The sequence below is a fragment of the Streptomyces sp. CA-111067 genome (assembly GCF_050956065.1).
Taxonomy (GTDB): domain Bacteria; phylum Actinomycetota; class Actinomycetes; order Streptomycetales; family Streptomycetaceae; genus Actinacidiphila.
In genome coordinates this window covers 3,394,283-3,415,752 of sequence record NZ_CP192103.1, presented here as the reverse complement: position 1 = coordinate 3,415,752, position 21,470 = coordinate 3,394,283, and the positions used below count along the sequence as shown (strand labels likewise).

At 73.5% G+C, this 21,470-nt stretch carries 23 protein-coding genes; 14 read left to right on the top strand and 9 right to left on the bottom strand.

The features are described 5' to 3' along the window. Window positions 1–61: 61 nt before the first annotated feature. The 3 genes from ACQPW6_RS14795 to ACQPW6_RS14785 form a co-directional block, all read right to left on the bottom strand. Window positions 62–838 (bottom strand): dienelactone hydrolase family protein, encoded by a 777-nt coding sequence (locus ACQPW6_RS14795; protein ID WP_433890084.1) that lies wholly within the window; start codon window positions 836–838, stop codon window positions 62–64. A 269-nt stretch (window positions 839–1,107) separates the two neighbouring features. Next, window positions 1,108–1,575 (bottom strand): SAM-dependent methyltransferase, encoded by a 468-nt coding sequence (locus ACQPW6_RS14790; RefSeq protein WP_433890083.1) that lies wholly within the window; start codon window positions 1,573–1,575, stop codon window positions 1,108–1,110. 9 nt (window positions 1,576–1,584) lie between these two features. After that, the gene (locus ACQPW6_RS14785; protein WP_433890082.1) at window positions 1,585–3,051 is read right to left on the bottom strand and encodes an MFS transporter; all 1,467 of its coding nucleotides are present in this window, start codon (window positions 3,049–3,051) and stop codon (window positions 1,585–1,587) included. 402 nt (window positions 3,052–3,453) lie between these two features. Between ACQPW6_RS14785 and ACQPW6_RS14780 the strand changes: the two genes are divergently transcribed. Continuing rightward, window positions 3,454–3,864, top strand: a complete 411-nt coding sequence (locus ACQPW6_RS14780; RefSeq protein WP_433890081.1) for a pyridoxamine 5'-phosphate oxidase family protein — start codon at window positions 3,454–3,456, stop codon at window positions 3,862–3,864. A gap of 65 nt (window positions 3,865–3,929) precedes the next feature. Here ACQPW6_RS14780 and ACQPW6_RS14775 read toward each other — a convergent pair whose 3' ends face one another. Both ACQPW6_RS14775 and ACQPW6_RS14770 read right to left on the bottom strand, forming a co-directional pair. Beyond that, a complete protein-coding gene (locus ACQPW6_RS14775) occupies window positions 3,930–4,322 on the bottom strand; it encodes a hypothetical protein (protein WP_433890080.1) in 393 nt (130 codons plus the stop codon). A 2-nt stretch (window positions 4,323–4,324) separates the two neighbouring features. Then, window positions 4,325–5,446: an ABC transporter substrate-binding protein gene (locus tag ACQPW6_RS14770; RefSeq protein ID WP_433890079.1), complete on the bottom strand. Its 1,122-nt coding sequence runs from the start codon at window positions 5,444–5,446 to the stop codon at window positions 4,325–4,327. A 94-nt stretch (window positions 5,447–5,540) separates the two neighbouring features. On the opposite strand from ACQPW6_RS14770, the gene ACQPW6_RS14765 reads away from it, so the two are divergent. Genes ACQPW6_RS14765 through ACQPW6_RS14755 form a run of 3 tightly spaced genes read left to right on the top strand, consistent with a single transcriptional unit; the run spans window position 5,541 to window position 7,743 of the window. Further along, entirely contained in the window at window positions 5,541–6,263 is a 723-nt protein-coding gene (locus ACQPW6_RS14765; protein ID WP_433890078.1) for a Clp protease N-terminal domain-containing protein, read from the top strand. Next, complete coding sequence (locus ACQPW6_RS14760; RefSeq protein ID WP_433890077.1) at window positions 6,260–7,201, top strand: serine hydrolase domain-containing protein; 942 nt, start codon at window positions 6,260–6,262, stop codon at window positions 7,199–7,201. The genes ACQPW6_RS14765 and ACQPW6_RS14760 overlap by 4 nt, the downstream gene beginning before the upstream one ends. 5 nt (window positions 7,202–7,206) lie before the next feature. Beyond that, window positions 7,207–7,743: a hypothetical protein gene (locus tag ACQPW6_RS14755; protein ID WP_433890076.1), complete on the top strand. Its 537-nt coding sequence runs from the start codon at window positions 7,207–7,209 to the stop codon at window positions 7,741–7,743. Between the two features lie 26 nt (window positions 7,744–7,769). Here ACQPW6_RS14755 and ACQPW6_RS14750 read toward each other — a convergent pair whose 3' ends face one another. Next, entirely contained in the window at window positions 7,770–8,486 is a 717-nt protein-coding gene (locus tag ACQPW6_RS14750; protein ID WP_433890075.1) for an SDR family NAD(P)-dependent oxidoreductase, read from the bottom strand. A 117-nt stretch (window positions 8,487–8,603) separates the two neighbouring features. Here ACQPW6_RS14750 and ACQPW6_RS14745 point away from each other — a divergent pair, with 117 nt between their 5' ends. Further along, on the top strand, window positions 8,604–9,218 hold the full coding sequence (locus tag ACQPW6_RS14745; RefSeq protein ID WP_433890074.1) for a TetR/AcrR family transcriptional regulator: 615 nt from the start codon (window positions 8,604–8,606) through the stop codon (window positions 9,216–9,218). Between the two features lie 181 nt (window positions 9,219–9,399). Next, window positions 9,400–9,774, top strand: a complete 375-nt coding sequence (locus ACQPW6_RS14740; protein WP_433890073.1) for a cupin domain-containing protein — start codon at window positions 9,400–9,402, stop codon at window positions 9,772–9,774. A 70-nt stretch (window positions 9,775–9,844) separates the two neighbouring features. Here ACQPW6_RS14740 and ACQPW6_RS14735 read toward each other — a convergent pair whose 3' ends face one another. Next, window positions 9,845–10,180, bottom strand: coding sequence for a hypothetical protein (locus ACQPW6_RS14735; RefSeq protein WP_433890072.1), 336 nt, complete (start codon window positions 10,178–10,180; stop codon window positions 9,845–9,847). A gap of 156 nt (window positions 10,181–10,336) precedes the next feature. Here ACQPW6_RS14735 and ACQPW6_RS14730 point away from each other — a divergent pair, with 156 nt between their 5' ends. The 3 genes from ACQPW6_RS14730 to ACQPW6_RS14720 all read left to right on the top strand — a co-directional run bounded on the left by ACQPW6_RS14730 (window position 10,337) and on the right by ACQPW6_RS14720 (window position 13,015). Further along, entirely contained in the window at window positions 10,337–11,047 is a 711-nt protein-coding gene (locus tag ACQPW6_RS14730) for a TetR/AcrR family transcriptional regulator (protein WP_433890071.1), read from the top strand. 200 nt (window positions 11,048–11,247) lie between these two features. After that, window positions 11,248–12,312 carry an alpha/beta hydrolase gene (locus ACQPW6_RS14725; protein WP_433890070.1) on the top strand — a complete coding sequence of 355 codons (1,065 nt, stop codon included), beginning with the start codon at window positions 11,248–11,250 and terminating at the stop codon, window positions 12,310–12,312. A gap of 100 nt (window positions 12,313–12,412) precedes the next feature. Then, on the top strand, window positions 12,413–13,015 hold the full coding sequence (locus ACQPW6_RS14720) for a GNAT family N-acetyltransferase (RefSeq protein WP_433890069.1): 603 nt from the start codon (window positions 12,413–12,415) through the stop codon (window positions 13,013–13,015). 179 nt (window positions 13,016–13,194) lie between these two features. On the opposite strand, the gene ACQPW6_RS14715 is transcribed toward ACQPW6_RS14720, so the two are convergent. Further along, window positions 13,195–13,956 (bottom strand): HD domain-containing protein, encoded by a 762-nt coding sequence (locus ACQPW6_RS14715; RefSeq protein ID WP_433890068.1) that lies wholly within the window; start codon window positions 13,954–13,956, stop codon window positions 13,195–13,197. A gap of 130 nt (window positions 13,957–14,086) precedes the next feature. Here ACQPW6_RS14715 and ACQPW6_RS14710 point away from each other — a divergent pair, with 130 nt between their 5' ends. From ACQPW6_RS14710 to ACQPW6_RS14695, 4 genes are all read left to right on the top strand, one after another. Continuing rightward, window positions 14,087–14,629: a VOC family protein gene (locus ACQPW6_RS14710; protein WP_433890067.1), complete on the top strand. Its 543-nt coding sequence runs from the start codon at window positions 14,087–14,089 to the stop codon at window positions 14,627–14,629. A 61-nt stretch (window positions 14,630–14,690) separates the two neighbouring features. Further along, window positions 14,691–15,119, top strand: coding sequence for a pyridoxamine 5'-phosphate oxidase family protein (locus ACQPW6_RS14705; RefSeq protein ID WP_433890066.1), 429 nt, complete (start codon window positions 14,691–14,693; stop codon window positions 15,117–15,119). A 95-nt stretch (window positions 15,120–15,214) separates the two neighbouring features. Next, window positions 15,215–16,216 (top strand): ATP-binding cassette domain-containing protein, encoded by a 1,002-nt coding sequence (locus ACQPW6_RS14700; RefSeq protein WP_433890065.1) that lies wholly within the window; start codon window positions 15,215–15,217, stop codon window positions 16,214–16,216. Further along, window positions 16,213–16,998, top strand: a complete 786-nt coding sequence (locus tag ACQPW6_RS14695) for an ABC transporter permease (protein ID WP_433890064.1) — start codon at window positions 16,213–16,215, stop codon at window positions 16,996–16,998. The genes ACQPW6_RS14700 and ACQPW6_RS14695 overlap by 4 nt, the downstream gene beginning before the upstream one ends. On the opposite strand, the gene ACQPW6_RS14690 is transcribed toward ACQPW6_RS14695, so the two are convergent. After that, window positions 16,979–20,287, bottom strand: a complete 3,309-nt coding sequence (locus ACQPW6_RS14690; protein WP_433890063.1) for an ATP-binding protein — start codon at window positions 20,285–20,287, stop codon at window positions 16,979–16,981. The genes ACQPW6_RS14695 and ACQPW6_RS14690 overlap by 20 nt on opposite strands. A gap of 449 nt (window positions 20,288–20,736) precedes the next feature. Here ACQPW6_RS14690 and ACQPW6_RS14685 point away from each other — a divergent pair, with 449 nt between their 5' ends. Further along, the gene (locus ACQPW6_RS14685; RefSeq protein ID WP_433890062.1) at window positions 20,737–21,444 is read left to right on the top strand and encodes a copper homeostasis protein CutC; all 708 of its coding nucleotides are present in this window, start codon (window positions 20,737–20,739) and stop codon (window positions 21,442–21,444) included. Window positions 21,445–21,470 lie beyond the last annotated feature (26 nt).

Genomic DNA, 21,470 nt, shown 5'->3' with positions numbered 1-21,470 from the left:
CATGCCAGACGTGTCCCGGGCGCCGGCGGGGGGCTTGGGCGTGGGCTTCTGCGGGTCCGTCTCAGGCGCCGGCGCCGCGGCCGTCCGCGAGGGTGCGGGCCAGGAGGGGGAGCAGGCGGGCCCAATGGCGTTGCAGCCCGGCTGAGTTGAACGCGTCGGTGTCGGACATCGTGTAGCCGTGGATCGTGCCCGGGTAGATCTCGGTGGTGTACGTGGCGCCCGCCGCGTCCAGCGCCCCGTTCAGTGCGGCGATCGCCTCGGGCCGCATGTCGTGCTCCGACAGGCCGAGATGGACCTCGGCGGTCAGGCCGTCGAGGACCCGGTGCGGGCTGTCGGGCGCGTCCGTCACCAGGAAACCGGGGTGGAAACCGGCGACGGCCGCCACCTGGCCGGGATGCGCCGCCGCCGTGCGCAGCGCCAGGCCGACGCCCACGCAGTAGCCGATCACGGCGGACGGTCCTGTGCTGACCTCGGGCTGCGCGGCGAGGAAGGTGAGATACGCGTCGGCGTCGCGCAGCGCGCGCTCGGTGGTGTGCGCGTCGATCAGCGGCATCAACTGCCCGATGACGGCGGGCCGTACGTCCTCACCGATGTGCGCGGGCAGCTCGATCACGGGGGCGGGGCCGTGCCGGTAGTAGAGATTGGGGACGAGCACGTAGTAGCCGTGCCCGGCCAACTCCTGGGCCATCGAGGCCAGTACGGGCCGGACGCCGAACGCGTCGGTGTAGAGGAGGACCCCGGGGTGCGGGGTGCTGCCGCCGTCGTCGTCGTCGGGAAAGGCGGCGAACGCGTCGGCCAGGCCGTCCGGGGTGGGAATCTGCAACGTCTTGGTGGGCATGGGAGGGCTCTCCTGTCGTCGTGGTCGATCTGCTGGAGCTGGTGATCAACACGACGGAGGGGGGAGCGCGGGCGGCCCCGGCGGCGCTCAGCGGAGCACCGGGTCACCAATCTGTGTGCGGCGCGAGCCGGTCCCGGTGGTCATGCGGGCAGCTTATCCCGGCGTGGGCCGGGGCGGGCGGGGCGGCGCGGGCCCCCGGGCTGGGCCCGAACCCGGGCGTCGGGCCCCGGGCGCTGGGCCTCGGAACCCGGCCTCGCCCTCTCGCCCGGCTACGGCTGGAAGTACGCCGACATCATGTCGGTAACCCAGTCCGGCTGCGTGATACCCGTCGGCGCGAACTCCACCATCGCCGGCTTCAGGTCGATGACCGGCGTGCCCGACACCGCGTCCAGCCCCGTCACCGTCAACTCGCGCCCGTTGACGGCGTCGATCGCGCAGACCGTCACCCCGATGCGGTTCGGCCGGCGCGGGCCGCGTCCCGCGAAGATCCCGACCGGCGGGAGGTCGGCGCGGCCCCGGTAGGGGCGGGGCTCCCGGTAGTCGTCGGCCTCCGTGAACTGGTCGAAGACGAACAGGACTTCGACGTGCGAGAAGCCGTCGAGCCCCTGCAGGCACGCGTCGCCGAAACGCTCGTCCACGGTGATCGTGCTGCGGACGGCGCCCCAGTTGTCGCTGTTCTGGACGTCCGTCCGGTCGTTGCGGACCGTGCCGATCGGGGTGATCTCGAAGCTCGACATGGCCCGATGCTACTGAACCGGCCGGGACGGGGGGCGCGTTGGGGCTGGGGCTGGGGCTGGGCTCGCCGTGCCCGCGGTGTCCGGGGCTTTCGGGGCCAGGGCGTGGCGACCGGACCACGTCAGCACTGCCGTCACGGCGAGCGCGAGCAGCGGAACGGTGAAGCCCGCGCGTGCGCCGCCGGACCCGTCCACCAGCCGCCCGACCGCCGCGGCGGAGACGGCGATGCCGGCCGCGCTCGCGGAGTTGACCCAGGTGAACGTCTGCGTCAGCACCGACCGGTGCGTGACCGACTCGATGAGCGTCGAGGAGACGATGATCAGCGGGGCGACACCCGCACCGGGAAGCAGAAGCGCGAGCCCGAGCTGCCACGGCGCGTCGGCGAGCAGCGGCAGCAGTGACGTACAGGCCAGGAAGCCCAGGATCAGCGGCAGTTGGGCGGAGGGGGAGGTGCGTGAGCGGGCCCGCCGCCCGTAGACGACACCGGACAGCAGGCTCGTCACGCTCATCAGCCCGTACAGGACGCCTGCGGCGGGCGCGGCGTGATGAGCGTCGGCGAAGGCGCTCACCGAGACCTGCATCGAGCCGAAGAAGATGCCCAAGGCTCCGTTGACGGTGAGGAGGAGGGCGAAGGGGCGGGTGAAGAGGGCGGTGGGGACGGGGGTTTCGCTGCGCGGGGCGGCGAGCGTCCTCGCGTGCACGCCGGACTGTGCGTCCGCCGGGGCCGGGGCCGTACGCCTCGTCGTTCGCGCTTCAGCGCGCGCCGCGCCGGGCTTTTCGGCCACCGGGGCCCGGGCCGTACGGCCCGACGCCCGCGTTTCGCCGCGCGCCGCGCCCCGTCCGCCGGACACCGGCCCCGCCGAACGGGACGACGGCGCCGGGGTCGTACGGCGCTGTGCCGCGAAGGCCAGGCCGCCCCCGACGACAAGTACCGCCGCCAGCCCCGTCCCCGCCGCCGGATACAACCGCGTTGCGGCCAGCACCGCGAGGGCTGGGCCGACGAGGAACGCCACCTCGTTGCTGATCGTTTCGAGCGCGAACGCCGGGGTGATCTCGGGGCGCCCGTGCAGCAGCGCTGACCACCGCGCCGCGGACAGCGCGCCGAACTGCGGGATCGTCGCCCCCGCCCCGAGGCCGGCCGCCGCCAACGCCACGGCGGGCGCCCCCGCCAGGACGAGGGCGACCAGCGCGGTGATCGCCACCGCGTGCGCGCACAGCAGGGGGACGAGGACGCGAGTCTGCCCCAACCGGTCCATGAGCCGGGCCGATTGCGGTCCGACGACCGTCTCGGCGACGGCGAAAGCCCCGGTGACCAGGCCCGCCACCCCGAACGACCCGGTCTCCCCGTGCACCAGCCAGACGATGCCGAGGCCGGCCATGGCGACGCCGACCCGCGCCGGTGCGGCGGCCAGGAAGAACCCCGCCGCGCCGGGCGTCCGCAGCGCCGAACGATAAGAGACGTGCCCGTCCCCCGACATGCCCGCGCGAGCGGGTGCGCGCAGACGAGAGCGATGACGAGAGCGATGACGAGACCAGTGCCGCGCTGCCACGGCGAACCTTCCGCTGCGCGGTGGGACGGCCCGGGGGCCGGCCGCGTCACGCGGGCGCCGCCCCCTGCCGCCAGGAGTCGTCCATGGTGACGCGGACGGGACCCCGTTGACGAGGCCCACATCGGCGTCGGCTCCAGCGCCGGCAGAAACGTCGAGTGTTGTTGATCAGATCGGCGAGATCCGTGAGCGGATCAAGCACTCCCGACACTAATGCCCCCGCCGCCGGATGAGAACCCCGTCCTCACCGGCGCCCGCGAGCCCGGCGACCTAGGACGATGGTCCGGTGCGCCGCCCGATGCGGGTCCTGGCGGGGGCTGGTCGGATGGCGGGGTGAGTGATCCCGCGAACGTTCCCGAACCGGCCGTCCTCAAGCGCCTGGACGAGGAGCAGAACGTCTGGCTGTGCACCCTGCGCCCGGACGGCTCGGCCCACGTCACCCCCGTCTGGTTCGTCTACCGGAGCGACCGGTGGTGGATCGGCGCGGGGGCCGGCGCGGTCAAGGTCCGCAACGTCCAGGTGGACCCCCGCGTCTCGCTGGCCCTGGAGGACGGCCGCGCCCCGGTCGTCGCGGAGGGCGAAGCCTCCCTGATCCGCGGGGGTTTCCCCCACGAGGTCGTGACCGCCTTCAACGAGAAGTACGCCTGGAACGTGACCGCCCCCACCCGCCCGGGCCCGTCAGCCGACCGCGTCCTCCTGGAAGTCCGCGTCCACCGCTGGCTGTTGTCCGGCCATGCCCAGTAACCGCGCCTGGGACGACGGCCGTCCGCCCGTCGCGCGCGTGCTCACGACGTGGAGCGCGCTTGACCTCACTCGCTGGGGGGCCGGTCGAGCCAGACCTCGATGACGAGGTAGGACGGGAGCCGATCGGACGGCGCCGCGGTGTTGATCTCGCGAACGGTCAACCGGCGGCCGGCCCGGTAGAGTTCCACGCCCCCGAACGCTGGGATCTCGTCCTCCTCGCCGTCGGTGCGCGCCACCGTCACCCAGGACATTCCGTTGGGGTCGGTGATCACTTCCGTGATCGTGCCGGAGAACGCCGTCACGCTCAGCTCGCCGGCCCGCAACCTGGTCATGTGGGCAAGTGCGCTGACCCCTGCGGTCTGCTCGGGCACCACCGCCTCGTCCCCCCACGCGGCCCGGCCGAACTCCGCGGCGGCACGCCGTCCCCCGTGCACGCAGTACACCAGCTCCATGGTCATCGTCAGCCGGTGTGGAGGACGCGGAAGCGGGTCGGGTTCGCGGGGTCGCGGTCGGCGACCTGGATGGGGGGCCAGGTCCATTGCCAGGCGGTGAGGGCGGGTTGGCGGGAGAAGCTGATCGTGCCGCGGGTGCCTTCGGCCGTGACGTGCGGCCAGAAGTCGGCCGCCTTAGTGCGGGTCCCGTGGTGCGCGCGCAGCGCTTCGGCCAGGACGGCGATCGTGTCGTACCCCTCGAAGGCCACGAACGAGGCTGCCTCGTCGAGTCGTTCGCGGAGCGCCGCTTCGACGCGGGCGCCGAGCGGGCTGAGGTGTTCTGGCAGGTAGCGCAGGAACGGGATCGCGGCGCCGTCGCCGCCCAGCAGGCTCGCCCACTCGGCGAACTCCGGCTGCCCGGCCGGTGCGCCGATCAACACGTCGGCGAGGCGCGGGTCGTGGCGGACGGACGTGACGATCGGCACGGCCGGTTCCGGGGTGCCGACCAGGAGCAGCAGGGCCGTCGCGCGCTGGGCGACGAGTTCGTCGCACAACGCGGCGGGGCCGAGTGCGCGCGCGTCGAGTTCGACGAGGGTGCCGCCGCGCGGGGCGAGGTGTTCGCGCAGGATGCGGGCCCCGGCCGCCCAGTAGACGCTCGGCTCGGCCGCGACGGCGATCCGGCGGTGCCCGGCGCCGAGTAGGAAGTCCGCGAAGATCCGCCACCCGCGCGACTGCGCCGGCGCGATCCGCGCGACCCATTCCGTCGGCTCATCGGTGAGCGCGTCGAGGACGGCCGACGAGCAGAGGAACGGCACCCCGAGGGCGTCGGCTTGGGCAGCGGCGGCGCGAGCGACGACGCTGTGATACTCCCCGACGACGGCGGCAACGCCCGTCCCGGCCAGCTCTTCCACGGCGGCGGCCGCCTTCGCGGGATCCGCAGCGGTGTCCCGCACGACGAGTTCAAGCGGCCGCCCGCTGATCCCGCCACCCCGATTGACGTCCCCCACCCCGAGCTCCAGCCCCGCCAGCAGCTGCCGCCCGGCCTCAACCCACCCGGGCCGACTGAGCGGAACGAGAGCCCCCACCCGAACGCCCCCGCCGGCGGCGGCCTCCGCGTGTCCCGTGCCGGCCGCTATCGGCGTCGTATCCATGAGTTGGCGCCCCCCTGTCGCGATTCGCCGATAGCTTACCGCCCTCCGTCAATGGAGGTGTTGACGAATATCGGGCGTCAACTAGAGTGTTGACATGCCTCAGATGCCCACGCTGTCGGAGCTCGTCGGGTTGGTGCTCCTTGACGGGATCACCGGGCCGCGCGATCCCGTGCAGCAGATCGCTGCCGCCGAGCGGATCGCCGGGGAGTTCACCGTGCTCGGGGAGAGCCTCGTCGGGTTCTTTGTGGAGTTGGCGCGGGCCGAGGGGTGTTCGTGGGGGGAGATCGGGGCGTCGCGCGGGCTCAGCCGGCAGGGGGCGCAGCAGCGGTACGCCCCGCTGATCGCGCAGTTGACCGTCGAGGATCTCGTCCGGACGGGCGGGCTGCGGGGGTTCGGTGACGACGCGCTCGGCTGCCTGCGGCGCGCTCAGGCGCGGGCGGGGCGACTCGGGCATGACGCTGTCGACAGCGGTGATCTGCTCGTCGCGGTTCTCGACGATCCGGGCGGGTTGGCGGGCGCCGTCATCCGGGCGCTCGGGGCGGATCCGGCGGAGGTTCGCGCCGGCCTTGAGGGGGATGCGGACGCGACAACCGACCGGGCGCGGCCGGCGGTCGGGCAGGATGTGCGCCGGGCGATCGACGGCGCGCTCGCCGAGGCGCACGGGGCCGGGGTCACCGTCGCGCACCTCTTTCTCGGGCTGCTGCGCACCCCCGGCAGCCGGGCCGGCCAGGTACTCGTGGCGCACGGCGTCAACCGCCCCGCCGCGCTCGCCCACCTGCTCGGCCTCGCCGGCCGCCCGGCGGGGGAGTCGTCATGACGGACCTCCAGCAGGTCGTCGGCATGCTCGAAGCCCTGCCGACCACGGCGTTCCTCGCCCTCGACGGGGGCCGGGTCGTCCTCGACCACGGCGAGACGTCCGCGCCCAGCTACCTCGCGTCGGCGCGCAAGAGCATCCTCTCCGTCCTCTACGGTTCCGCCGTCGCCGACGGAACCATCCCGCTCGGCGCCACCCTCGCCGAACTCGGCATCGACGACACCGGCGGCCTCCTCCCGCAGGAACGCCGGGCCACCGTACGGGACTTGCTGACGTCGAGCTCCGGCGTCTACCACCCGGCGGCCACCGTTGCCGGACCCGAGGAGCACGCCCCGGCGCGCGGCTCGCAGCCGCCCGGCACGCTGTTCCACTACAACAACTGGGACTTCAACGCCCTCGGCACCATCTTCCAGCGCTGCACGGGACGTTCGGTCTTCGCCGCGCTCGCCGACGACCTGGCCGCCCCGCTCGGCTTCGAGGACTTCGACCCGTCCCGGCAGCAACTCCTCGGCCGCCCCGAGGTGTCCGAACACCTCGCGCACCACTTCTTCCTCTCCGCCCGCGACCTCGGCCGGCTCGGCACGACGCTGCTGCGCGGCGGCCAGTGGGCCGGCCGGCAGGTGGTCCCCGCGTCCTGGGTGGCCGACAGCACCTCGGTCCAGGTCGACCGCGGCGCCGGCGTCCAGCTCGACTACGGCTACTGCTGGTGGCTGCCAAGGCTGTTGACCCCCGGCTCGTTCCTGGCCCTCGGCAACTTCGGCCAATACGTCCTCTGCGTCCCCCCGGGCCTGGTGATCGTCCACCTGCGCGCCGTCCCCGACGAGTTCATCCTCGCCCGCTCCCAGGGCACGCCCCCGCCGACCCGGATCGACACGGTCGGCCCGCAGCAATTCATGAGGCTGACCAGGGCAGTCCAGACCGCCCTGCACCCGGGGGCGTGAGGCGGATGATCCTCCCCTTCGTCCACGATGGCGTGACGGGAACGGTGACGGTGGCCGTGGAGCGCGTCAACGAGCCCGGCGTCGTGGGGAGTCCGGCGGAGTCGCCGGGATTTCCGAGCTGCACGGCCGTGGTTGACCACCCGGCCCGCGGTTACCGCGCGATGTTCGGCTGGGTGCAGTTGGTCCGGTCGACGGACAACTCGTCCGACGGGACCGCCTTCGAGATGGACCCGTTCCGGATCTTCGAGGACGCGCCGTCCCCGTACTGCTTCTACGGCGTGCAGCCCACCTTGTTCGACGCTCCGTCGCGGGACGAGCGGAGGCCGTTGGCGTGGCTGGCGCACAGCTTTCTGGCGTGGACGCCGTTGGAGCCGGCCGACCGGCATGTCGTGCCGCTGACCGGCTTCTCCTGGGGGTTCGACATCGACGGGGCCGGGCGGATCACGGCGCGGCCGGTGGGCGAGTTGGCGGGCGGGGACTGGGAGGCGCACCGTTCACGCTTGGGTGGGTGGTACCCCGGGTGGGCTTTCGATCGGTGGTAGGGACCCGGTTCGGGGTTCTGGCGCGGCTAGGCCGCTTGGGGGTGGACGCCCATTCCGCCGGAGATGAGGAGGTTGTCGCCCGTGATGTAGGTCGCCGCGTCGGAGGACAGGAACGCTACGGCCTCGGCGACGTCGGACGGGGTGCCGATGCGGCCGAGGGGGACGCCTTCTGACCAGGAGGCGATTGCTTCCGGGGGGATGCCCAGCTTCGTGTAGGCGGGGGTGTCGATCACGCCGGGGCTCACCGCGTTGACGCGGATGCGGCGCGGGGCGAGTTCGATCGCGAGGGAGCGCATGAGGGGGAGCAGAGCGCCCTTCGCGGCGGTCAGGGCCGAGCCCAGGCCCTCGCCCGCGCCGACCGTGAAGACCACCGACGCGCCCTCGTTCAGCAGCGGAAGCGCCTTCTGGAGGGTGAAGAAACTGCCCTTCACGTTGACGTCGAACAGCGCGTCGAAGGCGGCCTCGTCGGTGGACTCGATCGGGCCGGGGTGCGACACGCCCGCGTTGAGGTGGAGCAGGTCGAGGGAGCCGAGGTGCTCGCGGGCCTGCTCGACGGCCCGGTCGATGTCGGCCAGGGAGCGGGCGTCGGCCCGGACGGCGATGACGTCTGCGGGCAGGCCGGCCGCGTCCGGGTCGCCGAGGCCGGTGACCATGACGCGGTAGCCGCGTGAGCGGAGCAGCAGCGCGGTGGCCTTGCCGATTCCGCTGGTTCCGCCGGTGATGAGGGCTGTTCTCGTTGGCATGGTCGGTCTCCTGAAGCTGGGGTTGCCCGGTCTCTGTTTGGCAGCGTACGCCTCGCTGGCAGTGACTGCCAAACCTCGGGTGAGTGCCAACCTGGCACCCCCGGCTAAACTGGCCGCATGACGCAGGAAGCGCAGGGCAAGGGGACGGCGACGCCGCCCACGCTGTGGGACCGGACCCGGCAGCTGGCCAGCCGGGAGATCCTGGACACCGCGCTGCGCCTGTTCACCGAGCAGGGCTACGACGAGACGACGATCGCGCAGATCGCCCGCGAGGCCGGCGTCTCCCAACGCACCCTGTTCCGCTACTTCGGCACCAAAGAAGACCTCATCGGCACCAGCCAGGACCGGTTCGTCGCCGTCCTGACCGACACCGTCCGCGAGCAGCCGGACGACGCCGACCCCTGGGACGTGCTGCGCGCCGCGTTCCAAGCCGCGCTCGCCGTCAACGAGACCCGCGCGCAGGCGCTCCAACGCTTCCGCCTCGTGCACCGCACCGACTCGCTGCGCGCCGCCTACCTCGGCAAGCGCGTCCGCTTCCAGGAGGAGCTACTGCCGCTGCTCGAAGCGAGGTTGACGCCTTCGGGGGCGGCGGACCGGGGGCAGGCGCGGGCGATCGTCGCGACGGCGTTCGCGTGCTTCGACGCCGCGACGGCGACGTGGCTGGAAGGCGACGGGGAGGGCGACATCCTCGACCTGTACGACGAGGGGCTGGCCGCCGTCCGCAGGCCGTAGCGCTCCCCGGTCTCCGGGCTCTCCGCTCCCGCGCGTCGCGGGCATCTCGCGCAGTCGCGCGTCTCGCGCACGCGCCAGAAACGTACAAGACGGGTCGGCCCCGGCCGTGAAAGGCTCGTGACGCCGGCCGGGGGGCTTGAGAGGCCGCTCCCGGTGGACTGGCCCCGAGGAAGGATGCTGGATGTCCGAGTCATCGTTCGCTCCCGTCAACCTCGCCGAAAAGCTGTCGCAGTTCAGCGAGTTGTGGTCGCAGAAGAAGGTGGCCGCACTCAACGACTACGAGGTCAAACTCGCCAAGCTGAAGGGCGAGTTCGTCTGGCACACGCACGAGGACACCGACGAGCTGTTCCTGGTCGTCAGCGGTCGGCTCACGATCCAGCTGCGGGACGGTGATGTGGTGCTGGAGTCCGGCGAGTTGTTCGTCGTTCCGCGCGGGGTCGAACACTGCCCGGTGGCGGAGGAGGAGACCGCGATCCTGCTGTTCGAACCGGCGGGAACGATGAACACCGGTGACGCGGGAGGGCCGTTGACCAAGGCGGCCGAGAGTCTCGACTGAGGGGGTAGGGCAGGGCAGGGCTGGGCGACGGGGCCGGATCGGACGGGGCCGGGTCGGACGGGGCCGGTCTTCAGCGCGGGGCGAGGTCGATCCGCGTGGTGACCGTCCGGCCGAGCTCGATCACGAACTCGGGGCTCTCCCCGTACAGGCGGCGGCCGGCCGCGTCCTCCGCGCGCGCGACGAGGATGTACGTGGCCGGGAACAGGCCCATGCGGATCGTGCCCCAGCGTGACGTGCGGTACGCGATGCTGCGGATCTCGACCGGGGTCAGCCCTCTGGGGCTGATGTCGCAGTAGCCGAGCGGCAGGCCGCCGGGCAGGTGCACGGTCGCCCAGACGGTGCCGGTGGTCGGGGTGTGGACGGGGGCGGGGGCGGCCGGGGCGGTTTCTCCGGGCTCAGTGGGCATGGGCGGGTGCTCCGGTCGGGGCTGGCATAGGGGTCAGCGTGCCGCACGATCGCGTTCTTGTCGTGCCCCGGGGCCGGTCGCGGCCTCGGACGAACCGGCGGCGGCACCGTCGCGGATCGGCGGGGGCACCGTACCGCTGTGTGAGGATGGCCCACCGTGGAGAGCGACACGAACACCTCAGGTGATGACGGGCAGGACGGGCAGGACGGCCAGGACGGGCCGGGCGCGCAGGACGGGCGCGCGGGGTACCGGCGGTCGGCGGGTTCGCCGCGCGGGGAGGCGCGGCGGCGCGAGCTGCTCGACCGCGTCACCGACGACCTCGCAGCCAACGGTCTCGTCGACTTCTCCCTGCGCCGCGCCGCCCGCGCGGCCGGTACGACCCACAAGGTGCTGCTCTACCACTTCGACGGCGGCGACGACCTGCTCCGGCAGGCGATCCTGCAACTGCGCGAACGCCGGATCGGCCACGCGCTGGCGGCGGCCGAGACGTCCACCTCGGCGGGAGAGGCGAACGGGTCCCAACTGGTCGCGGGCGTAAGGGCGATGTGGGGCGTCCTCGTCGGGGAGGAGTCCGGGCTGCGCGTGCTCGACCAGGCGATCGGCCTGGCGATGTACAACCCGGACCGCTACGCCGACCTGGTGCGCGGCGCGTCCCAGCAGTACCTGCCGCTGCTGCTGTCGCTGTGCCCCCAACAGTGGTCGCCGCAGCGGAAGTCGGAGGTCGCCGAGATGATCCTCGCGGTGCTTCGCGGCTTCCTGGTGGACTGGCTGATCAGCCCGGGCCCGCGCGGCGGGGACGGTGACATCAACCCCGGGTTCGCAGCGTTGATCCGCGCGCTGGAACGAGAGGAAACGGCCAACACGTAGGCCCCCGCCCGGCCCCGTTCAGCCCACGCGCGGCTCGCCCCCGGCTTCGTTCAGCCCGGGCCCTGGCCCTGCCTCGACCCGCACCAGTCCCCGAGCCTGACCCCGTTCAGCCCCGGCCCCGGCCCGCGTGGACAGGCTGTGAACCGCGTGGTTCACTTCAAGGGAGGGATTGATCGCGTCTGTCTGTCCGGAGGGTCGGCATGTCCGAGTCCGTGCCTGTGTCCGAGTCCGTGTCCGTACCCGCGTCGGGGGCCGTGCCCAAGGCCGCCGCGACGCCGGGGCCGGCTCCCGAGCCGGGGGAACGACCCCCCGCCCCGGGACGGGAAGCCGTTCGCTTCGCCAGTGCCGGTACCGACTGCGCCGCCTGGCACTACCCCACCCGCAACGGCGCCTGCGTGATCATGGCCGGCGGCTTCGCCGTCACCAAGGAACCCGCCACCAATCTCTTCGCCCGCCGCTTCCACGAGGCCGGCTACGGCGTCCTGGCGTTCGACTACCGCCGCATCGGCGAGAGCGGCGGCGAGCCGCGCCAGGTCGTGCGCAACGGCGACCAGGTCGCGGACTGGCACGCCGCGATCGAGTTCGCCCGGACGCTCCCGGGCGTGGACCCCGCGCGGATCGCGGTGTGGGGGTTCTCGCTCTCCGGCGGCCACGTCATCAAGGTCGCCGCCCAGAGCCCGGACGTCGCCGCCGCCATCGCGCAGACCCCGAACCCCGACGGCCAGGTCGTCGCCCGCAACGCGCTGCGTCACCAGAAGCCGGGCGCGATGCTGCGCTTCACCGGGCTCGCGGTCATCGACTCGATCGTCGGGGTCTTCGGCCGCCCCGCGCTGACCGTGCCGCTCGGCGGCCCGCCCGGCAGCGTCTCGGCGCTCACCACGCCGGACGTCGTCGAGACCGACCAGGCGCTCGGCGCCGCCAACGGGGGCTCGTCGAACTGGCTCCCGGCCGTCGCCGCCCGCTCGGCCCTCGCGTCCGGGTTCTACCGGCCGGGCCGGTACGCGTCCCAGGTGCGCTGCCCACTGCTGGTGGTCGTCTGCGACCAGGACCAGTCGGCCGTTCCGGGGCCGGCCCTCCAGGTGGCGGAGGACGCGCCGCGCGGCGAGCTCGTACGGCTGCCCGGCATGCACTACGCGCCTTTCCTGGCCGCGCACGAGGAGGCGGTGGCGGCGCAACTCGCGTTCCTGGAACGTCACGTGGGCGGCAGCGGCGGCCAAGCAGCCCCGGGCGCTCGGGCGGCGGCCACGGGAAACGCGCACGGTTAGCCGTACCCGGGCGGCGGCAGGGCGACCGCCGGGGCACCGCCGGGGCCGGCAGGACGACCCCTGGCGAAGGGAGCCGCTCCGCCGCGAAACAATCGGCCTCATGGAGCGACCCGGACGACGGACACGACCGAGGCAGCTGATCGACTGCGGGGACTTCGCGCTGCGCTGCTGGCGGGGGGAGAGCGACCTCGTTCCGGCGTTCACGCTGATCTCGGAGTCGCTTGAGCACCTGACGCCCTGGGGGCAGTGGGCCGGCGGGCACAGCGTGCGGCGCACCCGGGACTTCCTCGCGCGGTGCGAGACCCGGTGGGAGAACGGCGAGGTGTACAACTACGCGATCACCAAGGACGACGCCCTCGCCGGCATGTACCAGGCGTACCGGACGGCCGAAGTCGAGGGCCGGGCCTGGCGGTTGGGCTACTGGCTGCACCCCGCCGTCACCGGGCAGGGCATCGCGACCCGGGCGACGGAGGCGGTGATCGCCGAGATGTTCGGCCTGGCGGAGGAGGAGGTCGACCACCTGGAGATCACGCACGACGTGGCCAACACGGCCAGCGGGGCGATTCCGCGCAGGCTGGGCTTCCGCGAGGTGGGCCGGGAGCAGGTGACGCCGCCGGGGCCGCCGGCGGGGGTCGGGATCGACGTGGTGTGGCGGCTCGACCGCCCGGGGCGGGATCCGGAGCCGGGTACGGCGGCTGGCTAGGGCGGGCGGCCGGGTCGGAAGCCGGGGCCGGGTGCGGCGGCTGGCTGAGGCGGGCCAACGGGCCTGGTGCGGCGGCGGGTTGACGGCGGCCGGGTCGGGAGTCGGGGCCCGGTACGGCGGTTGGCTCACGGCTGCCAGGCCGGGAACCGGGGGTCAGTTGACGGCGGTCGGCCTGCGCGTCACGCCTCCAGCAGCTCCAACTCCGTACCCACGTTGCGCCGGGCCGTCGCCTCCCACTTGTCCTGCCCGTACGGCGTGCGGAACAGCCTTGGCAGCGCGAGGAGTTGGCGCAGGACGTCCGCGCGCCCGGCGCGGAAGTCGGGATCCGGTACGAAGCCGTACTCCGCGCGTACGGCCGCCGCGTAGTCGGCGTAGTCCGCCGGGCCTCCGGCGAGGACGGCCAAGTCGGCGTCGCACAGCACCTCGCCGTTGTGGTCGCCGTCGGCCGGGTCGTGGGTGGTCGTCAACCGTACGAGCCGGGCGACCTCGTTGGTCTTCTCCTCGTCCAACCCGGCCTCGCGCAGGGCGCGTTCGGCGAGGTTGGCGCTGCGCTCCTCGTTCTCGCTGCGGTCGGGCCGGTACACGGCGTCGTGGAACCAGGCGGCCAGCGCGACGGCGTCGGGATCGTCCGCGTACCCGGTCAGTTCGACGGCGCGGGCGAGGACGGCGACTAGGTGGTCGACCGTGTGATAGCGCCGCTGGGGTTCGGACCAGCGGGCCAGCAGGTCGCGCCCGTACGGTTCGGGATCCGGCGCGCCGCCACCGTCCCGCGCGCCGCCGCCGGCTCCGTTCGCGACCCAGTTCCCGGCTCCGTTCGCGACCCCGTTCCCGGTCCCGTACCCGTCCTCATGCCGGCAGCGCCGCACCAGTTCGCACCACTCGGCGAGGAGGGCGTCATGACGGGGGTGGGAGGCGGCGGTCGGGCCGGCGGAATTCGACATGGCCGCAATTCTGCGCCACGCGGGCTTGCGGCGGGGGACCGGGGACGCCGGGCGGCGGGCATCGAGGACAGAAGCTGACCTCGTTCGCTCCTAGCGTGGACCCCGGAGCAACCCCAGCGAGAGGACCGTCATGCCCGAGCAGACCACGACCACGCCGGCGGGCTACACCACCGTCGCGCCCTGGGTCGTCACCGATGACACGGGGGCCTTCCTGGACTTCGTCACGGCGGCGTTCGGAGGCGGGGAACTCGCGCGGGTGCCGACCGAGGACGGGCAGATCGGGCACGGCGAGATCCGCGTCGGCGACACCGTCGTGCTGGCCTTCGACCGGCACGCGGACTGGCCGGTGATGCCGAGCCTGCTGCGGGTGTTCGTCGCCGACGCGGACGAGGTGTTCGCGCGGGCCGCGGCGGCCGGGGCCGGGATCGTCACGGCGGTGGCGGACGACGCTTTCGGGCAGCGCGGCGGGCGGATCAAGGACCCGTTCGGGAACATCTGGTGGGTGGTGAGCCGGGTCGAGGACATCGCCGAGGACGAGATGTGGAGGCGGCTCCAGGAGCCGGAGTACGCCCGGGTGATGCGGGTGGCCCAGGAGACCCTGGACGCGGAGCTGGCCGCCCGGGGCCGGGGGCGCAGCAGCGCGCCGGTGCGGAGGGCGGGCGACGGCGGCTGAGCCCTTCGCGGTGGAGCGGGTTGTCAGTGGACTTGTCAGTGGGCGTGGCTACGGTGGATGTATGGCACTGACACGCGAAGAGAGAGAAGCGTTTCTGGCCGAGCCCCGTACGGCGGCGGTGGGCGTCGCGGGGGAGGACGGGCGCGGGCCGCTGGTGGTACCGATCTGGTTCGGCTACGAGCCCGGCGGGCTGCCGTGGATCCTGACCGGCGCGGATTCCGTCAAGGGCAGACTGATCCGGTCGGCGGGCCGCTTCAGCCTCCTGGTCGAACGCACGAGCCCGACCACCCGCTACGTCTCGGTCGAGGGCCCGGTGGCCGAGATCACCGAAGGCACCCCCGCCCACCACCGCGAACTGGCCGCCCGCTACCTGTCAGGCGAGTCACTGGAGCGCTACGTGCAGATGGCGGTCACCGAGATGTCCGACCACGTGGTGATCCGCATGCGCCCCGCCCACTGGCACACCGCCGACCTGGGCTCCTGGACCTGACCCCCCGCCTCCGGCGGCTGCCGAGGCCGCCGGTTTCAGGAGGGTGAAACCGGGTTGGAACCGGGGTGAAGGCAGGTGGCCGCAGGGTTCGGGGCATGACGACAACGAACACCGAACCGGCCATCGCGGCCGGCGGACTGCGCAAGGCCTACGGGGAGAAGACCGTTCTCGACGGGATCGACCTCGCCGTGCCCGCAGGCACCGTCTTCTCCCTCCTCGGGCCGAACGGCGCCGGCAAGACCACCGCCGTGAAGATCCTCTCCACCCTCGTCTCCGCCGACGCCGGCGAACTCCGCGTCGGCGGCCACGACCTCGCCACCGACCCGCAGGCCGTCCGCGCCGCGATCGGCGTCACCGGGCAGTTCTCCGCCGTGGACGGCCTGATCACCGGCGAGGAGAACATGCTCCTCATGGCCGACCTCCACCACCTGCCCCGCCGGGACGGGCGGCGGGTCGCCGCCGAACTCCTGGAGCGCTTCGACCTCACCGACGCAGCCAAGAAGCCCGCCTCCACCTACTCCGGCGGCATGAAACGCCGCCTCGACATCGCCATGACCCTGGTCGGCAGCCCGCGGATCATCTTCCTCGACGAGCCGACCACCGGCCTCGACCCCCGCTCCCGGCACAACACCTGGCGCATCATCCGCGAGCTGGTCGCCGGCGGCGTCACCGTCTTCCTCACCACCCAGTACCTGGACGAGGCCGACGAACTCGCCGACCGCATCGCCGTGTTGAGCGACGGACGGATCGCCGCGGAGGGCACCGCCGAGGAGTTGAAGCGGCTCATCCCCGGCGGCCATGTCCGGCTCCGGTTCACCGACCCCGACGCCTACCGGTCCGCCGCCTCCGCGCTGCGCGAGGTCAGCCGGGACGACGAGGCGCTCTCGTTGCAGATCCCCAGCGGCGGCAGCCAGCGCGAACTGCGTTCCATCCTCGACTGGTTGGACGCCGCCGGCGTCGAGGCCGACGAACTGACCGTGCACACCCCCGACCTCGACGACGTCTTCTTCGCCCTCACCGGCGGCACCGACGCCGACCCCGCCCCCGCCGGTAGCGCCGACACCGTTCCCCACCAGCCCAAGGATGCCGTCCGATGAGTACCCTCGCCCTGGCCGTACGCGACTCGAACACGATGCTGCGCCGCAACCTGCTGCACGCGCGCCGCTATCCGTCCCTCACCCTGAACCTGCTGCTCACCCCGATCATGCTGCTGCTGCTCTTCGTCTACATCTTCGGCGACGCCATGGGCGCGAGCATCGGCGGCGGCGACCGCTCCGACTACATCGCCTACATCGTCCCCGGTCTGCTGCTGATGACCATCGGCAGCACCGTGGTCGGCACCGCGGTCTCCGTCTCCAACGACATGACCGAGGGCATCATCGCCCGCTTCCGCGCCATGGCCATCCACCGCGGCTCGGTGATCATCGGCCACGTCATCAGCAGCGTGCTCCAGTCGATCGCGAGCGTGGTCCTGGTCGGCGTCGTCGGTGTGGCCATCGGCTTCCGGTCCTCGAACGCGACGCCCCTGGAGTGGCTGGCCGCGTTCGGACTGCTCGCGCTCGTCGCCCTCGCGCTCACCTGGATCGCGGTCGGGATGGGCATGGTCAGCCCCAACGCGGAGGCGGCCAGCAACAACGCGCTGCCGCTGATCGTCCTCCCGCTGATCTCCAGCGCGTTCGTGCCCGTGCACACCATGCCGGGCTGGTTCCAACCGGTTGCCAAGTACCAGCCGTTCACCCCGGCCATCGAGACGCTGCGCGGCCTGCTGCTCGGCACCGACATCGGCAACAACTGGTGGATCGCGATCCTGTGGTGCGTCGGCCTGACGGCGCTCGGCTACCGCTGGACCACCGCGCTGTTCAACCGCGACCCGAGGTGAGGGCGCGGACCGCGGCCCACAACTCGTCCCGCTTCAGGGCGGTGTACTCCGAGAGCGCGTCGGAGTATGCCGCCCCGTCGGCGTTCTGGGCCGCCTGCCGGGCGCGGGCCGCCGACATCGTCGGCTGGAACTCCCGCAGTACGCCGAGGCGTTCGGCCAGCGCGATCATCCGTACGGGGACGGGGTGCCCGGCCTCGCTGGTGGCGTTGCCCGTGGACGCCAGCTCCGCCATGCCGAGAGCGTGCAACACCGTCCCGAACAGGGGCAGTTCCATCGGCGCGGGCGGGGCGGAGGAGAGCAGCAGCCGCTGCCGGAGCCGTTCGACCAGCCCCGAGACGAGTTCGAGCCGGCCGGCGTGCGCGTGCGCCGTCACCGCGGCCGACTGGACCTGCAACGTCCACGGGTCGAGCCACGGTTCGTCGCCGTCCACCGTGCCGACGGCCGAGCCGTTGACGGACCCGTCCGCCGTCCCGTCCCCTATGCCGTCCACCGGGGCCTTCTCGAAGCCGCCCGCCGGCCCCGCCCCGGGTATCCGCTCCACGGCGCCGCGCCACAACCCCAGTCCGACCTCCGTCAGCCCGCGGGTGAGCGCGATCTCGGCCCGCCCGCCGAGGTCCGTGCCGTAGATGTAGAAGTCGTCCTGCCGCTGGGTGCTGCCGCTCTCCGCCTCGGCCTGCCGCAGCCAGTGCTCGGCCTCGTCGGGTTCGCCGCGTTGCAGGCAGGCCAGGACGAGGGCGGAGCGGATGCCGATGTAGTCGTGCCCGTCGCCGAGCCGCGGCAGCGCGTCGAGCGCCGCCCTCAGGTGCTCGTAGGCCGGCTGGCCCTGCCCCGTGCGCAGGCACAGTTCGGCCAGCCGGGAGTGGACGAGGAGTTGGACGGTCGGGCTGTCGACGCTGGCCAGGGCCGTGACCATCCGGTGCGCGGAGTCGAGCGCGCGGTCGACCTCGTGCTCGTACTCCCAGACGTAGCTGGCGACGCACTCGGCGAGGCCGGCCACCAACGGCTGTGCGCCGCCGCCGACTTGGCCTGCCGCCAACGGCTTTGCGCCGCCGCCGACTTGGCCCTCCCCATCGCACAGCGCGCGCAGTCCCTCGTAGTGCGGCGGACGCATGTCGGGGATCGCGCTCAGCACGACGGCAGTGGCCCGCAGCAGTGTGTCGGGCGGGGCCGGGGGCAGCCGCCGGAGCGTGACGAGTTGGCGTACGGCGCGCGGCCCGTAGCCCATGAGCATGCTCGCCGTGCACACCACCGCGGCGGCCCGGGTGACTTCGACGTACTCCGGCTCCGGGTGGTAGTGCGACAGCGGCGGTCCGGTGTCGGTGGCGAGGGCGCTGAGGCGCGGGAAGTTGGCGTCGGTGGACCACAGCGCGCCGAGCATGGCGGTCAGGGCGGCGATGGTCGGGCCGTCGTCACGGGCCAGGGCGTGCCGCAGGGCCAGCACGAGGTTGTCGTGGTCGGGCCTGATCCGCTCCCAGGCCGTCCGGGGTTCGCGGCCGAACAGGGCGTCGTGGTGCGCGACCCCGAAGTCCCGCGCCCAGGACAGGAATCGGCCGACGGCCACGTCCTCCTCGCCGGCCTCCGCGCGCCGGGCCGCGCTGAACTCCCGTACGGTCTCCAGCATGCGGAACCGCACGCCGGACGCGGTGTCCTCGACGGTCAGCAGCGACTGGTCGGCCGACTGCTCCAACAGGAACAACGCGTCCTCGCCCAGGACGTGTTCGGCCGCGTCGCCGGAGAAGCCGCCCGGGAAGACGGACAGCGTGCGCAGCGCCGCTCTGGCGTCCTCGTCGAGCAGGTTCCAGCTCCACTCGACGACGGCGTGCAGGGTGCGGTGGCGTTCGGGAACGTCCCGGGCGCTTCCGCGCAGCAGCGCGAACCGGTCGCCGAGGCGGCGGGCGATCTCCGGCACGGACAGCGCGCGTACCCGGGCCGCGGCCAACTCCACGGCCAGCGGCAGGCCGTCGAGCTGCCGGCACAGTTCGGCCACCGCGTCCGGCGGCAGCGCCACACCGCTCCGGGCGGCCCTCGCGCGTTGCGTGAACAGCTGGATGGAGGTGTCGGGGCCCAACTCCGGTAGCGCGTACACCGATTCGGAGGTGAGGCCGAGCGGGGAGCGGCTGGTGGCGAGCACGCGCAGGTCCTTGGCGGACGAGACCAGGGCGTGTACGAGGTCGGCGGCGCCGCGGATGACCTGCTCGCAGTTGTCCAGGACCAGGAGGGCGGGGCCGGGGCCGAGGGCGTTGAGGATGCCGGATATCGCGGCGGTCGGGGGGTTTCCGGCCGGGCTGGGTGCGGGGTCGGCGGGGCCGCTGCCCGCGCCGAGCGCGGAGGACACCTCGCCGGCCACGTCCGCGTCCGCGGTGACGCCGGCGAGCGGCACGAAGCACACCACGCGCTGCTCGGCGCGGCGGCTCACCGCGTGCGCGAGCCGGGTCTTGCCCAGGCCGCCGGGCCCGACGACGGTGACGGCGCGGGACGCGCGCAGCAGCCGTTCCACCTCCGCGATGTCCGCGTCCCGGCCGAGGAGTTGGTTCGGCTCGTGCGGAACGCCGTACCGGACGGCGGGGGTGTCGCCGCGCAGCAACTCCTGCTGCACGGCCTTGAGCGCGGCGCCCGGATCCGACCCGAGGTCCTCGCGCAACTCGCGGCGGTACGACTCGTAGCGGGCGAGCGCGGCGGACGGGCCGGCGGTGGCCGCTTTGCCGCGCAGCAGTTCGGCGAGGACCTCCTCGTCGCGGGGGTGCGCGGCGGCGGTGACGGCCAGCGGGCCGGCGGCCTCCGCGTGGCGGCCGAGGCGGGCGAGGGCGAGGGCTTGGGCGCGGAGGAGGGTGTCGCGGGTGGGGGCGCGCTCGGCGCGCAGGTTCTCGACGGGGTCGTCGCTGTCCCTCGCGGCTCGGGTGGTCCCGCTCCACAGCGCGAGCCCCGCCTCGGCGGCGGCGAGCGAGCCGGCGTGATCGCCTGACCGGGCGCGGTCGGCGCTGGTGGCGGCGTGCAGCAGGAGGGCGGAGCTGTCGACCTGCTCCTCGGCGAGGCCGAGCCGGTACCCGTTGGGCGTGCTGACGATGACGTCCGCCCCCAACTGCGCCCGCGCCCGAGACACCAGCACCTGCAACGCTTTCCCCGGCCGCTCCGGCAGCTCCCCGACCCACAGCCCCTCCACCAGCCGCTCACTGCTGCACCCGGTGCGGAGGTCGCCGGCGAGCAGCGCGAGCAGCGCGCGCAGGCGCGGCGCGGTGATCTCCTGTCGCCGATAGGCGACGCGAGGAAGAAGGACCAGGTCGGGACTCACCGCTGCAGGTTAGCCTGGCCCCGGCATTGCCGTCCGCGCCCTGGCGGGGGCCGTCCTGACCGGGGAGGTTCCCCTCGCCGGGCGCGAGCCGGGGCCCATTAGGGGCGCGGGGAACTGCGCGCTCAGCCGCGACGGTGGCGCGCACGGCGCCCGGCCCGGAGGGGCAGTTGCTGTTGTTGCCGGACCACCGGCCGGTGGGGGGCCGGCGGCGCAGTTCCCCGCGCCCCTGCCGGGCGCGTCCTGGCCGGGGGCGTCAACGGCGGGCTCGCCGACGAGGATTCGGGGCGTCCGGGCGGGACCGCCGTGCGGGTGGTGGCGGTGAGTTTCGGGCGGCCGGTCGCCGTGGCGTGACGTTCTGTCCCGGAAGATGGTGGGACGTTCGCTGAGCGTCACTCCCGAGAGTGGCCCGCCTCTCGCGTGGGAGTGGCGCGTGTGGCACCCTTGCTCATATGTCTAGACCAATCTTCGAGGTGATCGCCCTCGGCGCGGAGGATGCCGTAGCGGCCCGGGACGGCGGCGCGGACCGCCTCGAACTGGTTACCGATATGGCGGCCGACGGGCTCACCCCGTCCCGGGCCACGTTCGGGGCGATTCGCGCGGCCGTCGAGATCCCGCTGCGCGTGATGCTGCGGCTGTCCGACGGGTTCGGCGTCGCGGACGCGCGCGAGCTCGACGCGCTGTGCGAGGCCGCGCAGGGGCTGCGGGCGGAGGGCGCGGAGGAGTTCGTCCTCGGCTTCCTCGACGCGGGCGGCCACGCCGACCTGGAAGCGGTGCACGCGCTCGTCGACGTCCTGGACGGGTGCCGGTGGACGTTCCACCGCGCCTTCGACCGGGCCGCGGACCGGGACGCGGTGCGGCTCCAGCTCGCGGGCCTGCCGGGGCTCGACACCTACTTGACCGCCGGGTCGGCGGACGGCGTCACGACGGGGCTGCCGGTGCTCTGCGCCGAGGCCGCGCGGGTGGGGGAGCCGGGGTACGAGCCCCGGCTGCTCGTGGGGGGCGGCCTGCTGCTCAAGCACGTGCCCCGGCTGCGGGCGGCGGGGCTCGACGCCTTCCACGTCGGCGGCGCGGTGCGCCCCGCGGGCTGGGCCGGCCCGGTCTCCCCGGACGCCGTCCGCGAATGGCGCGCCGCCCTCGACACCCTCCAAGAGGCATAGCCCGGCCCCGGGCCCCGAAGGGGCGC

Coding starts and splice junctions, on each gene's coding strand:
- ACQPW6_RS14715 (WP_433890068.1), bottom strand. CDS start 13,956: ATGTCGAATTCCGCCGGCCCGACCGCCGCCTCCCACCCCCGTCATGAC.
- ACQPW6_RS14760 (WP_433890077.1), top strand. CDS start 6,260: ATGACGGACCTCCAGCAGGTCGTCGGCATGCTCGAAGCCCTGCCGACC.
- ACQPW6_RS14745 (WP_433890074.1), top strand. CDS start 8,604: ATGACGCAGGAAGCGCAGGGCAAGGGGACGGCGACGCCGCCCACGCTG.
- ACQPW6_RS14770 (WP_433890079.1), bottom strand. CDS start 5,446: ATGGATACGACGCCGATAGCGGCCGGCACGGGACACGCGGAGGCCGCC.
- ACQPW6_RS14740 (WP_433890073.1), top strand. CDS start 9,400: ATGTCCGAGTCATCGTTCGCTCCCGTCAACCTCGCCGAAAAGCTGTCG.
- ACQPW6_RS14685 (WP_433890062.1), top strand. CDS start 20,737: ATGTCTAGACCAATCTTCGAGGTGATCGCCCTCGGCGCGGAGGATGCC.
- ACQPW6_RS14785 (WP_433890082.1), bottom strand. CDS start 3,051: ATGTCGGGGGACGGGCACGTCTCTTATCGTTCGGCGCTGCGGACGCCC.
- ACQPW6_RS14775 (WP_433890080.1), bottom strand. CDS start 4,322: ATGACCATGGAGCTGGTGTACTGCGTGCACGGGGGACGGCGTGCCGCC.
- ACQPW6_RS14790 (WP_433890083.1), bottom strand. CDS start 1,575: ATGTCGAGCTTCGAGATCACCCCGATCGGCACGGTCCGCAACGACCGG.
- ACQPW6_RS14695 (WP_433890064.1), top strand. CDS start 16,213: ATGAGTACCCTCGCCCTGGCCGTACGCGACTCGAACACGATGCTGCGC.
- ACQPW6_RS14720 (WP_433890069.1), top strand. CDS start 12,413: ATGGAGCGACCCGGACGACGGACACGACCGAGGCAGCTGATCGACTGC.
- ACQPW6_RS14735 (WP_433890072.1), bottom strand. CDS start 10,180: ATGCCCACTGAGCCCGGAGAAACCGCCCCGGCCGCCCCCGCCCCCGTC.
- ACQPW6_RS14710 (WP_433890067.1), top strand. CDS start 14,087: ATGCCCGAGCAGACCACGACCACGCCGGCGGGCTACACCACCGTCGCG.
- ACQPW6_RS14765 (WP_433890078.1), top strand. CDS start 5,541: ATGCCTCAGATGCCCACGCTGTCGGAGCTCGTCGGGTTGGTGCTCCTT.
- ACQPW6_RS14755 (WP_433890076.1), top strand. CDS start 7,207: ATGATCCTCCCCTTCGTCCACGATGGCGTGACGGGAACGGTGACGGTG.
- ACQPW6_RS14795 (WP_433890084.1), bottom strand. CDS start 838: ATGCCCACCAAGACGTTGCAGATTCCCACCCCGGACGGCCTGGCCGAC.
- ACQPW6_RS14725 (WP_433890070.1), top strand. CDS start 11,248: ATGTCCGAGTCCGTGCCTGTGTCCGAGTCCGTGTCCGTACCCGCGTCG.
- ACQPW6_RS14700 (WP_433890065.1), top strand. CDS start 15,215: ATGACGACAACGAACACCGAACCGGCCATCGCGGCCGGCGGACTGCGC.
- ACQPW6_RS14705 (WP_433890066.1), top strand. CDS start 14,691: ATGGCACTGACACGCGAAGAGAGAGAAGCGTTTCTGGCCGAGCCCCGT.
- ACQPW6_RS14750 (WP_433890075.1), bottom strand. CDS start 8,486: ATGCCAACGAGAACAGCCCTCATCACCGGCGGAACCAGCGGAATCGGC.